This is a genomic window from Pseudomonas sp. JQ36, from assembly GCF_053851495.1.
On sequence record NZ_CM132642.1, the window covers coordinates 2,154,130 to 2,171,901 of the forward strand.

The 17,772-nt window shown below is 62.0% G+C and carries 11 protein-coding genes; 7 read left to right on the top strand and 4 right to left on the bottom strand.

The window, feature by feature from the left end; all coding sequences use genetic code 11:
• Positions 1 to 88: 88 nt before the first annotated feature.
• Positions 89 to 4,984: an NAD-glutamate dehydrogenase gene (locus ACS4NR_RS09480; RefSeq protein WP_456019845.1), complete on the bottom strand. Its 4,896-nt coding sequence runs from the start codon at positions 4,982 to 4,984 to the stop codon at positions 89 to 91.
• Between the two features lie 505 nt (positions 4,985 to 5,489).
• On the opposite strand from ACS4NR_RS09480, the gene ACS4NR_RS09485 reads away from it, so the two are divergent.
• The 7 genes from ACS4NR_RS09485 to ACS4NR_RS09515 all read left to right on the top strand — a co-directional run bounded on the left by ACS4NR_RS09485 (position 5,490) and on the right by ACS4NR_RS09515 (position 12,955).
• A complete protein-coding gene (locus tag ACS4NR_RS09485; protein WP_095136368.1) occupies positions 5,490 to 5,843 on the top strand; it encodes a hypothetical protein in 354 nt (117 codons plus the stop codon).
• A gap of 269 nt (positions 5,844 to 6,112) precedes the next feature.
• Positions 6,113 to 7,072, top strand: a complete 960-nt coding sequence (locus tag ACS4NR_RS09490; RefSeq protein WP_003218556.1) for an AAA family ATPase — start codon at positions 6,113 to 6,115, stop codon at positions 7,070 to 7,072.
• A 5-nt stretch (positions 7,073 to 7,077) separates the two neighbouring features.
• A complete protein-coding gene (locus ACS4NR_RS09495) occupies positions 7,078 to 8,022 on the top strand; it encodes a DUF58 domain-containing protein (RefSeq protein ID WP_456019846.1) in 945 nt (314 codons plus the stop codon).
• Positions 8,019 to 8,516 (top strand): DUF4381 domain-containing protein, encoded by a 498-nt coding sequence (locus tag ACS4NR_RS09500; protein WP_007968588.1) that lies wholly within the window; start codon positions 8,019 to 8,021, stop codon positions 8,514 to 8,516. The genes ACS4NR_RS09495 and ACS4NR_RS09500 overlap by 4 nt, the downstream gene beginning before the upstream one ends.
• Entirely contained in the window at positions 8,509 to 9,588 is a 1,080-nt protein-coding gene (locus tag ACS4NR_RS09505; protein WP_456019848.1) for a vWA domain-containing protein, read from the top strand. Before ACS4NR_RS09500 ends, ACS4NR_RS09505 begins: the two co-directional genes overlap by 8 nt.
• Positions 9,585 to 11,321, top strand: a complete 1,737-nt coding sequence (locus ACS4NR_RS09510; protein WP_456019849.1) for a tetratricopeptide repeat protein — start codon at positions 9,585 to 9,587, stop codon at positions 11,319 to 11,321. Before ACS4NR_RS09505 ends, ACS4NR_RS09510 begins: the two co-directional genes overlap by 4 nt.
• On the top strand, positions 11,318 to 12,955 hold the full coding sequence (locus tag ACS4NR_RS09515; RefSeq protein ID WP_456019850.1) for a BatD family protein: 1,638 nt from the start codon (positions 11,318 to 11,320) through the stop codon (positions 12,953 to 12,955). Before ACS4NR_RS09510 ends, ACS4NR_RS09515 begins: the two co-directional genes overlap by 4 nt.
• A gap of 88 nt (positions 12,956 to 13,043) precedes the next feature.
• On the opposite strand, the gene ACS4NR_RS09520 is transcribed toward ACS4NR_RS09515, so the two are convergent.
• The 3 genes from ACS4NR_RS09520 to ACS4NR_RS09530 form a co-directional block, all read right to left on the bottom strand.
• Positions 13,044 to 16,676: an RCC1 domain-containing protein gene (locus ACS4NR_RS09520; protein ID WP_456019851.1), complete on the bottom strand. Its 3,633-nt coding sequence runs from the start codon at positions 16,674 to 16,676 to the stop codon at positions 13,044 to 13,046.
• Between the two features lie 339 nt (positions 16,677 to 17,015).
• Positions 17,016 to 17,447 carry a hypothetical protein gene (locus ACS4NR_RS09525; protein ID WP_443535491.1) on the bottom strand — a complete coding sequence of 144 codons (432 nt, stop codon included), beginning with the start codon at positions 17,445 to 17,447 and terminating at the stop codon, positions 17,016 to 17,018.
• Positions 17,444 to 17,749 (bottom strand): EndoU domain-containing protein, encoded by a 306-nt coding sequence (locus tag ACS4NR_RS09530; RefSeq protein ID WP_456019852.1) that lies wholly within the window; start codon positions 17,747 to 17,749, stop codon positions 17,444 to 17,446. The genes ACS4NR_RS09525 and ACS4NR_RS09530 overlap by 4 nt, the downstream gene beginning before the upstream one ends.
• Positions 17,750 to 17,772: the final 23 nt, after the last annotated feature.

Consider the following 17,772-nt stretch of genomic DNA (forward strand, 5'->3'; position numbering starts at 1 on the left):
AAGGGGCCAGCCCGACCACCACAAAACCAACAGACACAAAAAAGCCCCGGCATCTCACAACACCGGGGCTTCTTCATTCAAACACTACTCAGGCCAGTTCAAGCTCGGCATTCGCAGCAGCCGCAGGCACTACCGCCTGACCGCTCAACGCGAGGTCAAGCAGTTCACGGTTGGCCACCGCATACATGGCGTAGTCAGTGCCGCTCGCAGCACGGATCTCCACCAGCATGGCGCGCCAGCGCTCGATCATGCTTTCGTGCTGTGCCATCCACAGCGCCAGGCGTGCTTCCACGTCCTGAGTGCCGTCGCCCTGTTGCAGGACGGAGATGGTGATCGCACGTTGCTGCCAGTCCACATCATCACGGAACGCTTCACGGGCCAAGGCCTGCCAGTTGTTTTCAACCGGCAGCGCGCTGATCTGTTGCAGATACCAGGTGATATCCAGCGCACTGCCCACGGCGAAGTAGGCTCTGGCCACTTCGGCCGGGTCCTGACCAGTGACGTCGGATGCTTCGATGATCGGCAGCAGGGTGTACAGGTGCGAGGTACCCGCCACCATACGCGCCAGCAACTCCGGCACACCGGCCGCAACATAAGCCTGATAACGCGCCTGCCAGTTTTCACGGATTTCGCCGCTCAGCAGTTCGTCGAGCTTCAGACCCAGCTCCTTCAGGTGCGGACCGAAATGCGCGACGTCACGGGCAGCGTTCTGCTCGTTGCGACGGGCACGCAGGAACCAGCGTGTAGCACGGCGGCCCAGACGCATCAGCTCGTCCATCAGCTCCAGTTGCACGTCAGCGGAAACCTGATAGTCCAGCGCTTCGATCTGACGGAACCAGTGCGGGAGGTGGAAGATGTCACGCACGATCACGTAGGCGCCGGCCACGTTCGCCGGGCTCATGCCGGTCGACTCTTTGAGTCGTTGCACGAAGGTGATGCCCATGTGGTTGACCAGGTCGTTGGCGATCTGGGTGCTGACGATCTCGCGCTTCAGACGATGACGACGCATGGCTTCGGAGAACTTGCTGACCAGGGTCGGCGGGAACGCCGTTTCCATGTCGCGGGTCAGGTAGTCGTCGTCCGGCACCAGCGAGTTCAGCAGCTGTTCCTTGAGGTCGATCTTGCTGTACGAGATCAGCACCGACAGCTCGGGACGGGTCAGGCCATGGCCTGCCGCAACGCGCTCGTTGATCTGCTCTTCGGTCGGCAGGAACTCGATGGCACGATCCAGCTTGCCACGGCCTTCCAGATCGCTCATCAGACGCTTGTACTCGGCAATGCGCTCGTAGGCACGACGCGCCGCCAGGGACAGGGCCTGGGTCTGCTTGTAGTTGTTGCCCAGCACCAGACCACCGACTTCGTCGGTCATGCTCGCCAGCAACTGGTTGCGTTGCTTGTCAGTCATGTCGCCGGCCTGAACCACTTCGTTCAGCAGGATCTTGATGTTCACTTCGTGGTCGGAGCAGTCCACGCCACCGGCGTTGTCGATGAAGTCGGTGTTGGAACCGCCGCCATTCAGACCGAATTCCACGCGACCCAGTTGGGTCATGCCGAGGTTACCGCCCTCGCCCACCACTTTGCAGCGCAGCTCGTTGCCGTTCACGCGCAGTGCGTCGTTGGCCTTGTCGCCCACGTCGGCATGGCTTTCGGTGCTGGCCTTGACGTAAGTACCGATACCGCCGTTCCACAGCAGATCCACCGGTGCCTTGAGCAAGGCGTTCAGCAGTTCGGTCGGGGTCAGCTTGTCGGCCTTGATGTCGAAGCGTTCTTTCATCTGCGGCGAGATGGCGATGCTCTTCGCGCTGCGCGAGAAGATGCCGCCGCCTTCGGACATGATGCTGGTGTCGTAGTCGGTCCAGGCCGAACGCGGCAGGTCGAACATGCGCTGACGCTCGACGAAGCTGGTCGCCGGGTTCGGGTTCGGATCGATGAAGATGTGCATGTGGTTGAACGCAGCGACCAGTTGCAGCTTGTCGGACATCAACAGGCCGTTACCGAATACGTCACCGGCCATGTCACCCACGCCGACCACGGTGATGCTGTCTTCCTGAACATTGATGCCGCGCTCGCGGAAGTGGCGCTGTACGCCGACCCAAGCGCCCTTGGCGGTGATGCCCATTTTCTTGTGGTCGTAACCGGCGGAACCACCGGAGGCGAACGCGTCACCCAGCCAGAAGCCGTAGTCGATGGCGATGCCGTTGGCGATGTCGGAGAAGGTCGCAGTGCCCTTGTCCGCGGCCACTACCAGGTACGGGTCATCGTCGTCATGCCGCACGACGTTGGCCGGCGGTACCAGCGCGCCGTCTTTCAGGTTGTCGGTGATGTCCAGCAGACCGGAGATGAAGATGCGGTAGCAGGCGATGCCTTCGGCCGCGATCTCGTCACGGCTGCCGCCCAGTGGCAGGCGACGCGGCAGGAAGCCGCCCTTCGCCCCCACCGGCACGATGACCGAGTTCTTCACTTGCTGGGCTTTTACCAGGCCGAGGACTTCGGTACGGAAGTCTTCTTCACGGTCGGACCAGCGCAGACCACCGCGAGCAACGTTGCCGAAGCGCAAGTGCACGCCTTCGACACGTGGCGAGTAAACGAAGATTTCGAACTTCGGTACCGGCTTCGGCAGCTCAGGAATCGCGTGCGGGTTGAACTTGAAGCTGAAGTACGACTTGTTCTGGCCGTTGGCATCAGTCTGATAGAAGTTGGTGCGCAGGGTGGCTTTGATCAGGTCCAGGTAGCGACGCAGGATGCGGTCTTCGTTGAGCACCTGAACGTCGTCCAGTGCGGTCAGAATCGCCTGTTCCAGACGCTGTTGCTTGTCTTCCAGATCATCGCTGCCCAGCTTGCGCGCCAGGTAGAAACGGGTCTTGAACAACCGGGTCAGCTCGCGAGCGATGTCGGTGTGGTTGTTCAGGGTGCTGGCGATGTAACCCAGGTCAAAGCCCAGACGGATCTGTTTCAGGTAACGGGCGTAGGCACGCAGCAGCGCCACGTCGCGCCACGGCAGGCCAGCGGTCAGCACCAGACGGTTGAACGCATCGTTCTCGGCATCGCCACGGACGATGTGGACGAACGCGTCCTGCAGGGTGTCGTTGAGTTGCTGGATGTCCAGCTCCAGACCTTCCGCCGCAGTGAACGCGAAGTCGTGAATCCAGAACTCGCGGCCGTTGGTGTGGCGCAGACGGTAAGGGAATTCACCCAGCACGCGCAGGCCGAGGTTTTCCAGAATCGGCAAGACGTCGGACAGCGCCAGCGGGGTGTCGGCGTGGTACAGCTTGCAATGCAGCTCGCGCTGACCGGACACCTGGCCCAGCGGCTGATAGAAGCTCATCACCAGCGGATTTTTTTCGTTCAGGCTCAGCAGGTGCTGCATGTCGACCACGGCCGAATGCGCCGCGAAACGCTCGCGGTAACCCGCCGGGAAGCCTTTCGGGAAGTCCGCCAGCACGTTGGTGCCGTGGGCTTCGCCGAAGCTTTCGACGGTCAGTGCGGCGTAGTCGTCCTGCCAGCTGCGGCAGGCCTGCACGACTTCTTTTTCCAGCAGCAGCGGATCGATGTCGATGCGGTTCTTCGGATCGACGCGCAGGATCAACTGCACGCGAGCCAGCACGGACTCGGAGAAGAAGGTCCAGAACTCGCAGTCGGTAGCCTTCAGGCGCTCCATCAGGACTTGCTGGATCTTCTGGCGCACTTCGGTGGAATAGATGTCGCGCGGCACGTAGGCCAGGCAGTAGCAGAAGCGACCGTACGGGTCTTTGCGCAGGAACACGCGGATCTTGTTGCGTTCCTGGATCTGCACGATCGACATCACGGTGCTGAACAGTTCGTCGACCGGAGTCTGGAACAGGTCGTCACGCGGCAGTACTTCGAGCACCTGCGCCAGTTCCTTGCCCAGGTGAGCCTTGGACTGGAAGCCGGAACGGCGTTCGATTTCTTCGACCTTGCGGCGGATGAACGGGATGACCCGCACGCTCTCGCCATACACCGAAGAGGTGTACAGGCCCATGAAGCGGTGTTCCTTGATGACGTTGCCGTCGGCGTCGATTTCACGGATCGACACGTAATCCGGGTAGGCCGGACGGTGTACACGGCTCGGGTGCGCAGCCTTGGCGAACGACAGCAGAGTCGGTTCGCGCAGGTAGTTCACCGCGTAGTCTTCGATGTGCCGGTCTTCGTTGGTCAGGCCGGTGCGCAGCAGTTTGGTCAGACCGAGGAAGGAGTTCTGGTCGTATTCGATATGGCCGCCATCGGCCTGATCGACAACGGTGAACTCTTCGTAGCCGAGGAAGGTGAAGTGGTTGCCCACCAGCCATTCCAGGAAGCTCTTGATTTCGGTCTTTTCGTCGGCATCGACGGCGAATGCGCTGTGATCGAGCTTGGTGAGGATCTCCTGCACCTTGGCCTTCATCGGCTCGAAATCAGCGACCGCGACGCGCACTTCACCGAGCACCTGCTCCAGCTCTTTGCTCAGCACATTCAGTTCGGCCGCGTTGGCGCAACGGTCGATTTCCAGGTACATCAGCGACTCGTGCAGCACGCCTTCGCCGGTGCTGCCCTTCGGCAGGATTTCCAGCAGCTCGCCCTTGCTGCCACGGCGTACGCTGAGCACGGTGGTCTGCAGGGTGTGGATGCTGTAGCCGCGGCGGTTCAGCTCGGTGCGAACCGAGTCGACCAGAAATGGCAGGTCATGGTGCAGGACTTCGACCGCGGTGTGGGTCGACTGCCAGCCATGACGCTCGTAATCGGGGTTGTAGACGCGCACTTGCGGTTGCGCGTGATCGAAGCGCTCAAGCAGGCGCCACGCGGAAAGAGTACAGCCAGCGAGGTCGGAGAGGCGACGTTGGGTCAGCTCGTCCAGGGAAATGATGCCGAAGAATTGTTCAGCGAACAGCGCCACTTGTGGCAGTGCCTGTTCACTGATGTGCTGCGCCAGTGCCGCTTGCAGTTGGTGCTGGAAGTCGGCTTTGCTGGCTGCGGTGAAGAACGCCATCTGTGGTACTCCGCTTAAGCTTGTTATTGATGGAAAGCGTCGCGTGCAACACCCCTTGCGGGGCTTGTGTCGCCCTGTTCCTGATTCTCGGGCAGAGGAAACAGGGGGACAGGTGGGTGAAGCTGGACGAGACACTCAGGTCACATTCACCTTCCATTGAATGGGCATCTGCAAAAACGACTGTCGAGGCTGCCGACAATGCCTTTACGGGTGCTCATCCGTTGCGCAGCTTAATGGGTGCGACAATGTGTCTGCTTGCGGTGCTGCGACATATTCGGTCATTGGCACGTAAACCAAGGCTTTGGCAACGGTAAACACTAGCAGTCGTGGCGAAAAACAGCGGCTCGAAAGCCCTTATTTACGGTACATCTGCGCCAGAAGTGACCATTGACCTGTGTCGCGTCCGCGACACATCCTCTGACACTCTCACATGCAGAAATTCCCGAGGGCTGGCAGAATCGCGCCCAATTGCGACCAACACCCCCGCCGAGGCAGGAATTCCCCCATGCAAATGACCACCGCCCTACTGATCGTCAACCCGTGCGACGACGAAGAAGACAACATGGCCATGCTCTGCTGCCATAGCGACAAGGGCGACATGTTTCTGATGAGCCGCTACCCGGACGAAGACGAGCTGGAGATCACCCTGGATGGTGAGCCTTCGACGCTCGACGGCGTAAAGGTCACCCTGAGCAAAACCTTGCTGAAGATCGAGATTGCGGCGGCGGATGCCGATGCGTTGAATGGGGATGATGTGCTGGAGATCACTTTCAATCCGGATATGGTTGATCTGCCTGAAGTTGAAGAAACCCTGAAGAATATTCTGGATGGCACCGGGACCTATATCAGCCAGATTTGATATCGGCTGGACTGGCCTCATCGCGAGCAGGCTCACTCCTACAGGTATGGTGTACGACGATCCATTGTAGGAGTGAGCCTGCTCGCGATAGGGCCGGTACGGGCAACCAATCACTCCCCTGCTACAAAATTCCAACAAATCCCCCAGTCATTTCCCGCACTTTGCGCAAAATGCCGTTAGTCGCCGCCCCCCTCGATGGATTAAAGTAACGCCCCCAGCCCCGGCGTTATCCGAACGCCTGCGGCCACCCTTTCCAGGAACAGTCACCGATGGAACATCGTGAAGCGCTGCTGGCGCTGCGAACCTTTCTTTCAACGCAGATTCTCGGCCAGGAAAAACTCATCGAGCGTTTGCTCATCGCCCTGCTCGCCGACGGCCACATGCTGGTCGAGGGCGCTCCGGGTCTGGCCAAGACCAAAGCGATCAAAGAACTCGCCGAGGGCATCGAAGCCCAGTTCCATCGCATCCAGTTCACCCCCGACCTGCTGCCGGCCGACATCACCGGCACCGAGATCTATCGCCCGGAAACCGGCAGTTTCGTGTTCCAGCAAGGACCGATCTTCCACAACCTGGTGCTGGCGGACGAAATCAACCGCGCCCCGGCCAAGGTGCAATCGGCGCTGCTCGAGGCCATGGCCGAGCGCCAGGTCAGCGTCGGGCGCAGCACTTACGAGCTGTCGCCACTGTTTCTGGTGATGGCGACGCAGAACCCGATCGAGCAGGAAGGTACCTACCCGTTGCCCGAGGCGCAGCTCGACCGCTTCCTGATGCACGTGAAAATCGGTTTCCCGGACGCCGCCGTCGAACGCCGGATCCTGCAGCAGGCCCGTGGCGAAGCGCTGAATGGCGAAACCAAACCGGAACGCCGGGTCAGCCAGCAGGCGATCTTCGCCGCGCGCAAGGAAATCCTCGGTCTGTACATGGCCGACGCCGTGGAGGAGTACCTGGTGCAACTGGTCATGGCCACGCGCACCCCGGCCAAGTTCGACCCGGAGATGGCCGAGTGGATCGCCTATGGCGCCAGCCCGCGCGGCTCGATCGCCCTCGACCGTTGCGCCCGGGCCCACGCCTGGCTGGCCGGTCGCGACTTCGTCAGCCCGGAAGACATTCAGGCGGTGCTGTTCGACGTGTTGCGGCACCGCATCATTCTGTCGTTTGAAGCCGAAGCCGCCGGCATCGACCAGGATCGGGTGGTGCAGCGGATTCTCGACGTCGTAGCCGTCGCTTGACCCCTATGAACGCCACCCTGCCGTCCGAACCGGGCATCCGTATCAGCCTCACCGATCTGATCGAGATGCGTCACCGTGTGCGCGAGGTGCAGCTGTTTTCCACGCCGAGCCAGCGCAGCCCGCTGATCGGCCTGCATCACTCGAAATTCCGTGGTCGCGGGGTCGACTTCGATCAGGTGCGGGTCTACCAGGCCGGCGACGACGTGCGCACCATCGACTGGCGCGTGACCGCGCGCACCCAGGAGCCGCACACCAAGCTGTTCCATGAAGAACGCGAGCGGCCGATTTTCATCATGGTCGAGCAAAGCACCCGGCTGTTTTTCGGTTCCGGGCTGATGTTCAAGTCGGTGCTTGCGGCGCAAGCGGCGGCGCTGATCGGCTGGGCCGCATTGGGCCATAACGACCGGGTCGGCGGGCTGGTGTTTGGCGACAACGAGCATTACGAAATCAAACCGCGCCGCAGCAAGCAGAGCCTGCTGCAATTGCTCAACCGCCTGGTGAAGGTCAATCAGTCGCTGCACAGCGAACGCGAGCCGGATCGCGACGCCCTCGGCGTGGCGCTGCGCCGGGCGCGTGAGGTGTTGCGCCCGGGCAGTCTGGTGATCGTGATCTGCGACGAGCGCGCGCTGTCCGACAGCGCCGAGCAGCAACTGAGCCTGCTATCGCGTCATTGCGATCTTTTGTTGTTGCCGCTGTCCGATCCGCTGGACCACGCCCTGCCTGCCGCCGGGCTGTTGCGGTTCGCGGAAAGAGGCGCACAACTGGAACTCGACACCCTCAACTTCGAGCTGCGCCAGACCTATCGCGCCCAAGCCGAAGCACGCATCGCCCGCTGGGAATTGCTCGCGCAAAAACTGCGGGTACTGCTGATGCCGCTGAGCACGCAAAGCGAGATGGTCGAGCAAATGCGCGAGTTCCTCAATCCGCAGCGTCCGGGGAGCAGTCGATGAACGGCCTCGAACAACTGCAACCGCTGATTTCCCCGCCGCCGATCGACTTCTGGCCGCCAGCGCCGGGCTGGTGGCTGCTGCTGTTATTGCTGCCGCTACTGGGCTTCGCCGTGTGGCGTTTGCGCCGGTTCATTCCGACCAGGAAACGCCCGATCGTGCGCGCCGAACAGCCGCTCGATCCGGTGCGCATCGCCGCACTGGCCGAACTGGCGCAGATGCCCAAACCCTACGATGGCGCACCGGCCGGGGCCTGGCTGCAGCAGCTCAACGGCCTGCTCAAACGCCTGTGCCGCAACCACTACCCCTACAGCCAGAGCCACACGCTCAATGGCCGCAAATGGCTGGCGTTTCTCGACAACCGTTGCCCGGCTGCCGGCCTGACGCGCTGGATGGTGCTGGTCGAAGGCGCCTACAAACCCGAATGCAAACTCGACGACAAGGCTATCGCCGGCCTGACCCAAGCCGTCGACACCTGGATTCGCAAGCATGTTTGAGTTCGCCTGGCCGTGGATCTTCGTGCTGCTGCCGCTGCCGTGGCTGATGCGTCTGGTGTTGCCGGTGGCCGACAGCGGCGAGCCGGCGCTGCGCGTGAGTTTCCTCTCCGACCTCGAAGGCCTGGCGCGGCGCCGGGCCCGCGCCAACCTGCCGGCGTGGCGCCAGCAAGCACCGTTCCTGCTGCTGTGGCTGTTGCTGCTGAGCGCCGCCGCGCGTCCGCAATGGCTCGGCGAACCGTTGCCGATTGCCGCCAGCGGCCGCGATCTGCTGGTGGCGGTGGACGTGTCCGGCTCGATGGATTTTCCCGACATGCAGTGGCAGGACGAAGACGTCAGTCGCTTGTCGCTGGTTCAGCATCTGCTCGGGGATTTCCTTGAAAGTCGTGATGGCGACCGCGTCGGTCTGATCCTGTTCGGCAGTCAGGCCTATCTGCAGGCACCGCTGACGTTCGACCGCCATACCGTGCGCGTCTGGCTCGATGAAGCGCGCATCGGCATCGCCGGCAAGAACACCGCCATCGGCGATGCGATCGGTCTGGCGCTGAAGCGCCTGCGCATGCGTCCGGCGCAAAGCCGGGTATTGATTCTGGTCACCGACGGCGCCAACAACGGCGGCGAAATCGATCCGCTGACCGCAGCGAAGCTGGCCGCCAGCGAAGGGGTGAAAATCTACCCGATCGGCATCGGCGCCGACCCCGAAGACAGTGGCAGCACCGGCCTGCTCGGGGTCAATCCGAGCCTGGACCTCGACGAGCCGACCCTCAAAGCGATAGCCAACGCCACCGGCGGCCAATACTTCCGCGCCCGCGACGGCAAAGAGCTGCAAGCGATCCGGGACACCCTCGATCAACTCGAACCGGTGCCCCAGCAACCGACCCAGGCGCGCCCGGCGCAAGCCTTGTATCAGTGGCCGCTGGCCTTTGCCCTGCTGCTGAGCCTGTTGCTGGTCGCCCGCGAATTGTGGCCGGACAACCCGTTGCAACGCCTGTTCACCAAGGAGCTTTATCTGCAAAGTCCGTTGCCTGACTGGCGTGAGCGTCTGAAGCGCCTGCGTCTGCGGAGGCGCCGATGATCGCGCTCTGGCCGCACTGGTTCCGCCCTTGGTGGCTGCTGCTCCTGCCGCTGCTCGGCTGGCTGATCTGGCAACTCTGGCACCGGCAGAAACGCGCCGGGCGCTGGCAGATGATTCTGCCGCCGGCATTCCACGCGACGCTGCTCAGCGGAGGCAATGGGCGCACCAGCAAGCTGCCGTGGGTCGCCCTCGGCGTGGCGTGGCTGCTGAGCATCGTCGCCCTGCTCGGCCCCAGCTGGGAACGCGTCGAACAGACCAGCCAGAAACCTGCCGACCCGCTGGTCGTCGTTCTGGAGCTGACCCCGGAAATGCTCGCCACCGACTCGCCGCCAACGCGACTGGAACAGGCCCGGCGCAAGCTGTTCGACTTGTTGCAGGCGCGCAGCGATGCGCAGACCGCGATCGTCGTCTACGCCGGCAGCGCGCACACGCTGGTGCCGCTGTCGGATGACTTGGCGACCAGTCGCAATCTGCTCGACGCCCTCAAGCCGTCGCTGATGCCGGAAAGCGGTCATCGCGCCGATCTCGGTGTGAGCAAGGCGCTGGCGTTGCTCAAGCAAGGCGCGCTCGGTCAGGGGCGAATTCTGCTGATCGGCTCCTCGCTGACAGATGAAGAACGCCAAGGCATTCGCCGCGCCCTCGGCGAGCAATCGGCGCAACTGCTGATGCTCGGCATCGGCACCGCTGAAGGCGCGCCGATTGCCCAGGAGGACGGCAGTTTCCTCAAGGACGAACAGGGCGCGATCCGCGTGCCACAACTCGACAGTCCGAGCCTTGGCGCATTCCTCGCCAGTGTCGGCGGCGAGTACCACAGTGCGCGGCTGGACGAGACCGATTTGCGCGCCCTCGGCCTGCTCGATGGCCCGCGCAGCCTGCGCGACGATGGCCAGACCGTGCGCCTCGACACCTGGGCCGATCAGGGTTACTGGCTGTTGTTGCCGCTATTGCTGCTGGCCGCCTGCGCCGGACGGCGTGGCTGGTTGTTCTGCCTGCCATTGCTGCTGTGCCTGCCGCAGCCGAGCTACGCTTTTGACTTCGAAGACCTGTGGCTGCGCCCCGACCAACAGGGCCTGCACTTGCTCAAGCAGAAACGCCCGGCCGAGGCTGCCGAACACTTCGAAGATCATCAGTGGCAAGGGGTGGCGTTGTACGAGGCCGGCGATTACAGTGGCGCCGCTCAGCGTTTCGCCGAAGGCAGCGATGCCCACGCCCACTACAATCGTGGCAACGCGCTGGCAAAAAGTGGTGAGCTGGAAGCGGCGATCGATGCCTATGAACAGGCGCTGGAACTGCAACCGGATTTGCGCCCGGCGCTGACCAACAAGGCCCTGGTGGAAACCCTGCTCAAACAGAAGAACATCCCGCCGCCGGTCGAGCCGCAGCCACAACCGGCGCAGCCGAACGTGCCCGGCGATGAACCACCGCCAGCGACCACGCCGCCACCCGCGGTGAAAAGTGACGCCCCGAGCGAGGCTCAGCCCGGCGAATCGGCCAACGAACCGCCACCGACCACCCCGCCGCAACCGGGACCCGATGAAGTGCCGGGCAGCGATGAAGCGGAAGAAACCGACACCGTGCCTACGCTGCGCCCGAGCGAGGACAACCTCGAAGGCGAGCAACGTCAGGCACTGGAACAATGGCTGGGCAAGATCCCGGACGATCCGGGCGAACTGCTGCGACGCAAATTCTGGTACGAACAGCAACAACATCAGGATCAGGAAAAAACTCGATGACCCGTTTCACCGCTCTCTTGCTGCCCCTGCTGCTCTGCACGGCCACCGCCCAGGCGGCCGAGCTGACGGCCAGCGTGGATCGCAGTCGCCTGAACTCCGGCGAGACGGTCGAACTCACTCTTGAAACCAGTGATGTCACGCAGTTCGGCAAACCCGACCTGACCCCGCTGGAACCGCTGTTCGAGGTGCGCGGCACACGTCAGGTCAACCAGTTGAACACCCTCAATGGCGACAGCCGCGCCACCACCCGCTGGATCATCACCCTGCTGCCGAAAGAGAACGGCAGCGTGGTCATTCCGCCGCTGCAACTGGGCGAGGTGCAGAGCCAGCCGATTACCGTGCAAGTGGTCGAGAGCGACACCCGCGAAGAACAGAACAACCTGGATCCGGTGTTCATCGAGGCCAGCCTCGACCAGTCCAGCGTTTACGTGCAGGCCCAGGCGATCCTGACCCTGCGCATTTACCACTCGGTGTCGCTGTACGACGACAGCAGCCTCACCCCGCTGCAAATCGCCGACGCGCGCATCGAGCAACTGGGCGACACCCGCACTTACGAGAAAGACATCAATGGCGTGCGCCATGGCGTGATCGAGATGCGCTATGCGATCTACCCGCAGCACAGCGGCTTGCTGACCATCGCCCCGCAGACCTTCAGCGCCACGCTGGTCGACACTCAGCCCGCTCAGGACACTACCGCGCAGGGCCCGAAACCCGGCAAGCTGCTGCGCGTCAGTTCCTCAGAGATTCCGCTGACGGTCAAACCGAAACCGCTGACCTACCCGGCCGATGCGCCGTGGCTGCCCGCGCGCAGCCTGAGCCTGAGCGAAAGCTGGAACCCCGAGCCGGATCACCTTCAGGTGGGCGACTCCCTGACCCGCAGCCTGACGCTGAAGGCCGAAGGCCTGGCCAGTTCGCAGCTACCGGCCCTGCCCGCCACAGAGGCCAACGGCCTGCGCCGTTACCCGGATCAACCGGTGCTGAACAACCAGAGCGGCGAGCGCGGCCTGATCGGCAGCCGTGAAGAACGCGAAGCGCTGGTGCCCAGCCGCAGCGGCAGCATCGAACTGCCGACCGTCGACGTAATCTGGTGGAACACCTTCGAAGATCATCTGGAGCACACCAGCCTGCCGGCGCGCACCCTGCAAGTGGCCAACAACCCGAGCCTGCAGGTCGACACCCCGACCGGCAACCTGCAACCGGGCACCGCCGATAACGATGTGTTGTGGTGGTGGAAACTCAGCACCCTGATCCTCGCCTGCACCACCCTGCTCGGCTTCGGCCTGTGGTGGCGTGCGCGCTGGCAACCGGCGGTGCATCGCGCCGCCCAAACCGGGCCGAGCCCGCGCACCTTGATGGACGACATCAAACGGGCGTGCCAGGCGAATGATCCGCAAGCGACGCGCCAGGCACTGGATGCATGGGCGCGGCAGCAGCCGGAGACACTGGCGGATATGGCGGCGCGCTTCGTACCGCTTTCCGACGCCCTCGACGGCCTCAACGGCGCGCTGTACAGCGAGACCGGGCAGCATTGGCAGGGCGAGGATTTGTGGCGGGCAATCCGTACCATTCCGGCGGCGGAACGGGTGCAGGATCCGGTGGGTGACAGCGGGTTGCCGCCGCTTTATCCGAAGTAAAAAGCAAAAGATCGCAGCCTGCGGCAGCTCCTACAGGGATCACGTGTAGGAGCTGCCGCAGGCTGCGATCTTTCAGGCGTTGAAGGTGTTATGACGTTTGTTCACTTTCTGCCGCTTCAAGCAGTCGCGTCTCACGCATTCCCAGACCACGGGACAGCGCTGTGGCTTCGTAGAAGATTTTGCCGTTGAGCTGGTCGGCGACACCATCGCTGTTACCGCCGGCCGGGCCACGGCCCCAGGTCACGACTTCGCCGCTGGAGGTCAGCGCGGCGAAGGCATGGGTGTTGCCATAAATGGCGCGGACGTTGATCAGTCGGGCCGCAATGGCCTCCGGGATTTCACTACCTCGATCAGCAGTCCCCCAGGCTACAACGGTGCCGTTGGCCCGCAGCGCGGCAAAAGCAACTCCTGCGCATACCACCTGGACGATGTCAGTCAGTACTGCAACCCGCTGCGGAATTGCCTGATTTCCCCATCCCACGACACGCCCGCTGCTGAGCAGTGCGACGAATGATCCTCTGTTAGCCGTTACCGTCAGGATTTCCTTCAGTATTGCGATGGGCGTAGGAACGTTTGCACCATATGCGCCGTCCCCCCAAGCAACAACGCTGCCATCGCTTCGTCGGGCTGTAAAGGCCCTGTGAGTAGCGCTCAGTTCGATAATGTCTGTGATCTCTCCAATCGTGGCAGGCACATTTCCTCCGGTGGAGCTGTATCCCCACGCCACTACCGCACCGTTGGTACGTAGCGCTGCAAAAGAATAGCCGGTAGCGACTAAATCAACTATGTCAGTCAATGCCGCAATGGCCGCAGGCAAATTACCTCCATAGGTTTGGTGCCCCCAAGCCACTACCGACCCATTGGCACGTAGCGCAGCAAAGGCGTAGAGGTTGCCAATCACTCTGACGACATCCCTCAGCGCAGGTATTGGCTGTGGGAGCGTTGCCCCATTACCAGGGCGTCCCCACGCCACCAGGCTCCCGTCGCGACGTAGCGCAACAAACGCGTAACCGTTGCCGCTCACCGCTACGATATTCCGCAAAAGACTGATGGGTTCCGACACGTCTCCTCCGTATCCACTCAGCCCCCAAGCCACTACCGCACCAGTGGCCTGTCGTGCCGCAAAGGCATAACCGCAAGCACTCAGCGATATGGCATCAGAAAGGTCCGGTAACGAATCCCCCAGATCCCCTCCACGGGCAGGCTTGCCCCATGCCACCAGCGCTCCACGCTCTGTCCGCGCCGCAAAGGCTGCGTTATGTAAAGCTACATCGGACATAAAATTCCCGTTCCCGCACAGGTTCTGCGGATTGATCGTCACCTGATCATCGCTGATCCGCACATGCAGCAGCCGGTCCGGCCGAGTGTCACGGAACGTCGCACCACTGACCTCGCCCTCCTCGCCGTTATACCGCCACCAGGCCTTGACCGGCTGCCGGGTGGTTGCATCCAGCGCGGTCAACCACGCAGTCCCGCCGCCATAAATCTGGTAATTACCCCGCGAGCGCGCGCCCATCACCCGCAAGCGTCCCGTCCCCAGCGAAGCACGCACGTCATAAACCGCCACCCGCGAATACTGGCGACCACCGGCCTGACGCACTACGGTGCAGTCCAGCGAGATCTCCCGCCCGACGTTGGCCAACACCACCGACTGCGGCACGCTGATCAGTTTGTCGCGCCCCGCTTCTCCGCTCTCCACGCGAAACGGCACGATGGCGGTACCGCCTCCGGCAACGCCGATCCAGCGGATCTCGCCGCTGTCGCCCACCCTCAAGCCATACGCCGCAGCCAGACGCACGGTTGCACCTACCGCAGGCACCGCGCTCGCATCAATCTGGTCGCCGCGCGCGTCGTCAATTGAGGGCGGATCGAAATCCAGCAGGGCATTGCCGACCCGCAAGGTCAGTGGAAAGGAGTAACCCAGGGTCTTGCCGTCACGCACGATGAAATAGTCGATGACGATCCGGCGATTGAGGTTGTTGGTCACAAACTGTTTCGGCACCGTGAACGGCACTTCCTTACCCGCAGTTTGCGCTGTAAGACGCAGTGAGCCACTGGTGCTGCCGTTACCGCCCGTACCGCGCCAGCGATAATTCACCAGGTCTTCGGGCTGTGTCTGCAGATACGTCACAATCAATTTACAGCCCAGCGGCGGGACGGCTTCCGGATCGATCAACGACGTGCCAGGCACCGCCTCTTCCACGCGCGGCGTCACGAACAGCGGTTGCACTTCGCCCACCTGCATCTCGAACGGCAACGACTCGCGCACGTTGAGTGTCGCCTCATCATCATTGGCGACGGTATAGAAAACCGAGACCTGCAAGCCGTCGAAACGCTGGATCTCCGCGTTCGAGACATTGCGCAACACCGGCTCGTCATCCGGCACATCGCCAACCGGGCGCGGGTCTTCGTAATAGACGATGGCGCCGCCGGGACGCGTGGCCTCCCAGATCAGCGTCAACAGGTCACTGGCGGCGCGTCCCGCAAACCATGGAATGCGCACGGTGGCCCAGCGTTCGTCCGGGTTCAGCGTACCGGTAGGGGCTTCGTCCACCGTAGGAGACGGCAGTCGGAAAGTCTCCCCCGTTACCGAGATACCGACGGTCTTGGAAGGCCGATCGGCCGCGCCCGTTCGCTTGAGTATGTAGGAGACACTCGCCCGGCCTTTGGCAATGGCTCGTACCTTGTCGTTCGGCACAGTGAACGTCAGCGCAAGACCGACTCGTGTCACCGGCAGCTCTACCGGGCCATGGTTGATCGGTGCGCCCTCGGCGTTGGTTCCTCGCCAGGTCAAGGCGACGACATCCTGCTCCTGGAAGATGCCAGCGGGGGTATTGACCAGAACGTTCACGTCGTCATCGTTCAATTCGTCGAGGTCGATTTCGTAAGTCTGCGGATCGGCCTCCAGCACGATCGGCGCATCGAGCCGATTTCCTTTCAGATCCACCACGACTCGGGTTTGCGCCGACCACAGGGAACGTGGATCGGGATAGTTGCCACACTCATCGATCACCTGGTACGTCACGATCACCCCGGCGCTGTCGCCCGCCTCCTCGATCAGTGGTTGATCGATGGTCACGACCAGCGGGCTGTAGTCAGGGTCGTCAGGGTCGCCAATATGTTTTTGCTCGACAAGGACGTTTTTCTCTACGCTGCCCCACGCCACTTTTACACGGTCGTTGATACGCATGAAGGGGTACGGCAGGATCGTGACCGGCACACCCGCCGCGGCCTCCTCGGGGCCAACGCCATTGTCGATGATGCTTTGGGGAATGTGGTAGCGCAGGTTCTGGTTGCCGGGCGTTGACTGGTCGTCATCGAAGCCGCCGGGGCGATCCAGTTTGGCGAAGAACCTTTTCCGCGGTGTTGACTCAGGTTCCTGAAACGGCTTGGTCACTCGATAAAAAACCGGATAGGCCTCCCCCCTGCGGATATGCCCCTCATCGATAACCCCTTTGATGAGTTCGTTTTCATCTTCCGGCTCGATGTCTTTACTCCAGACCGGCGCCTGCAGGTCGCCCCAGAACACCTCAAGCAGATCACCCGCCTCCATGACCAGCCAGGGAGGGACCAGAAAATCGACGCCTCCCTCCACGGCGGCCACCGGCAAACCACCGTCATAGCCCTGCACGGGAGTCTTGAGTTTGGTGATCCTTATGGGCTTGAGCGCGTTCACACCTGGATCAGAAGATGTAGAGGCTGATGGTGATTGCGTTTTCATACAAGCAACTCCTCAAGTGACAGAAAGCCCCGGCCTGACGCCTTGGCGACTGCGGTATCCCATCACCCGAAGCTGCCGGCCAGCTACTGTCAGATCTGACAGTAGCGACAGACGGCATCCGCAACGACCTCCTGATCTCTCAAGCCTTTGGGCAAGTCCGCCCGTCTGCCAGTAAACTCCACCCTCTTTAGCCGCCTATCACTTCCCCGCCGTGTGAAACGGGGAAAGACTACGTTTTCGCAGTACTTTCTAAACGTGGTCTGTCCCCATTTACGCGTCGCGCTCGAATTCGTTTCTGGCAAGATCAGCAGACCACTCGACGTGGTCTGCCCTCCCCCTTCATTTGCTTGTAAGCAGATGCTCGAGATTTAACACCGACACCCGCCCTGCCTGGTTGTTTTCCTGCTTTGCTCGCTCGATGGCCGACGCAATCAGAGCGAAGCACTTTCCCGCTTCCACACCTGAGCTTGTCATCGACCTGATAGCGTCCAGCGCCGCGTACCTGACGGTTTCGCTTTCGTGAAACATGACATCCAGCAATACAGCCAGGGCGCGTTCATCAGCAACGTCCCCCATGGATTCGCACATGCGCAATATCCAGAATTCACTCTTGCCATTGACGGCCGCCAGCAGCTCTGACCAGTCGGTGTCGGAAAACTCTTCAAGTATCCCGGACGCGTTCACAACTTCGACATCCGACCAGTAATCGGTCGGAAGCTCATCATCAGCGTACCGGCTTATACAAATATCAAACCTGGAATACATACTCATGGCCCCATGAAACTCTGCGCGGTTGAACAAGCTCGACCGCAAGGGTAACCGGCCGTGACATTGTCACCAATCTTGATCACCTCAACTTTGACCCCGTTGACCGTGGACTGAAAGAGTGACGCGCCATCAGAGGTTCTCGTCGCCACAGGCTTAGTGTCGCCAACAAGCTTGACGGCGTTGATCGCTTGCGAGTCAGTCCAACTATCAGGAAAAAGCGTACTGGTTTTGATTTTTGACAGATCACCGTCCGCGAACTGGGTAACAAACTTCACCGTCTTTGTGCCATCCGGATAGGTCGCCATGACCTCAACGGCAAAGTCAGCAG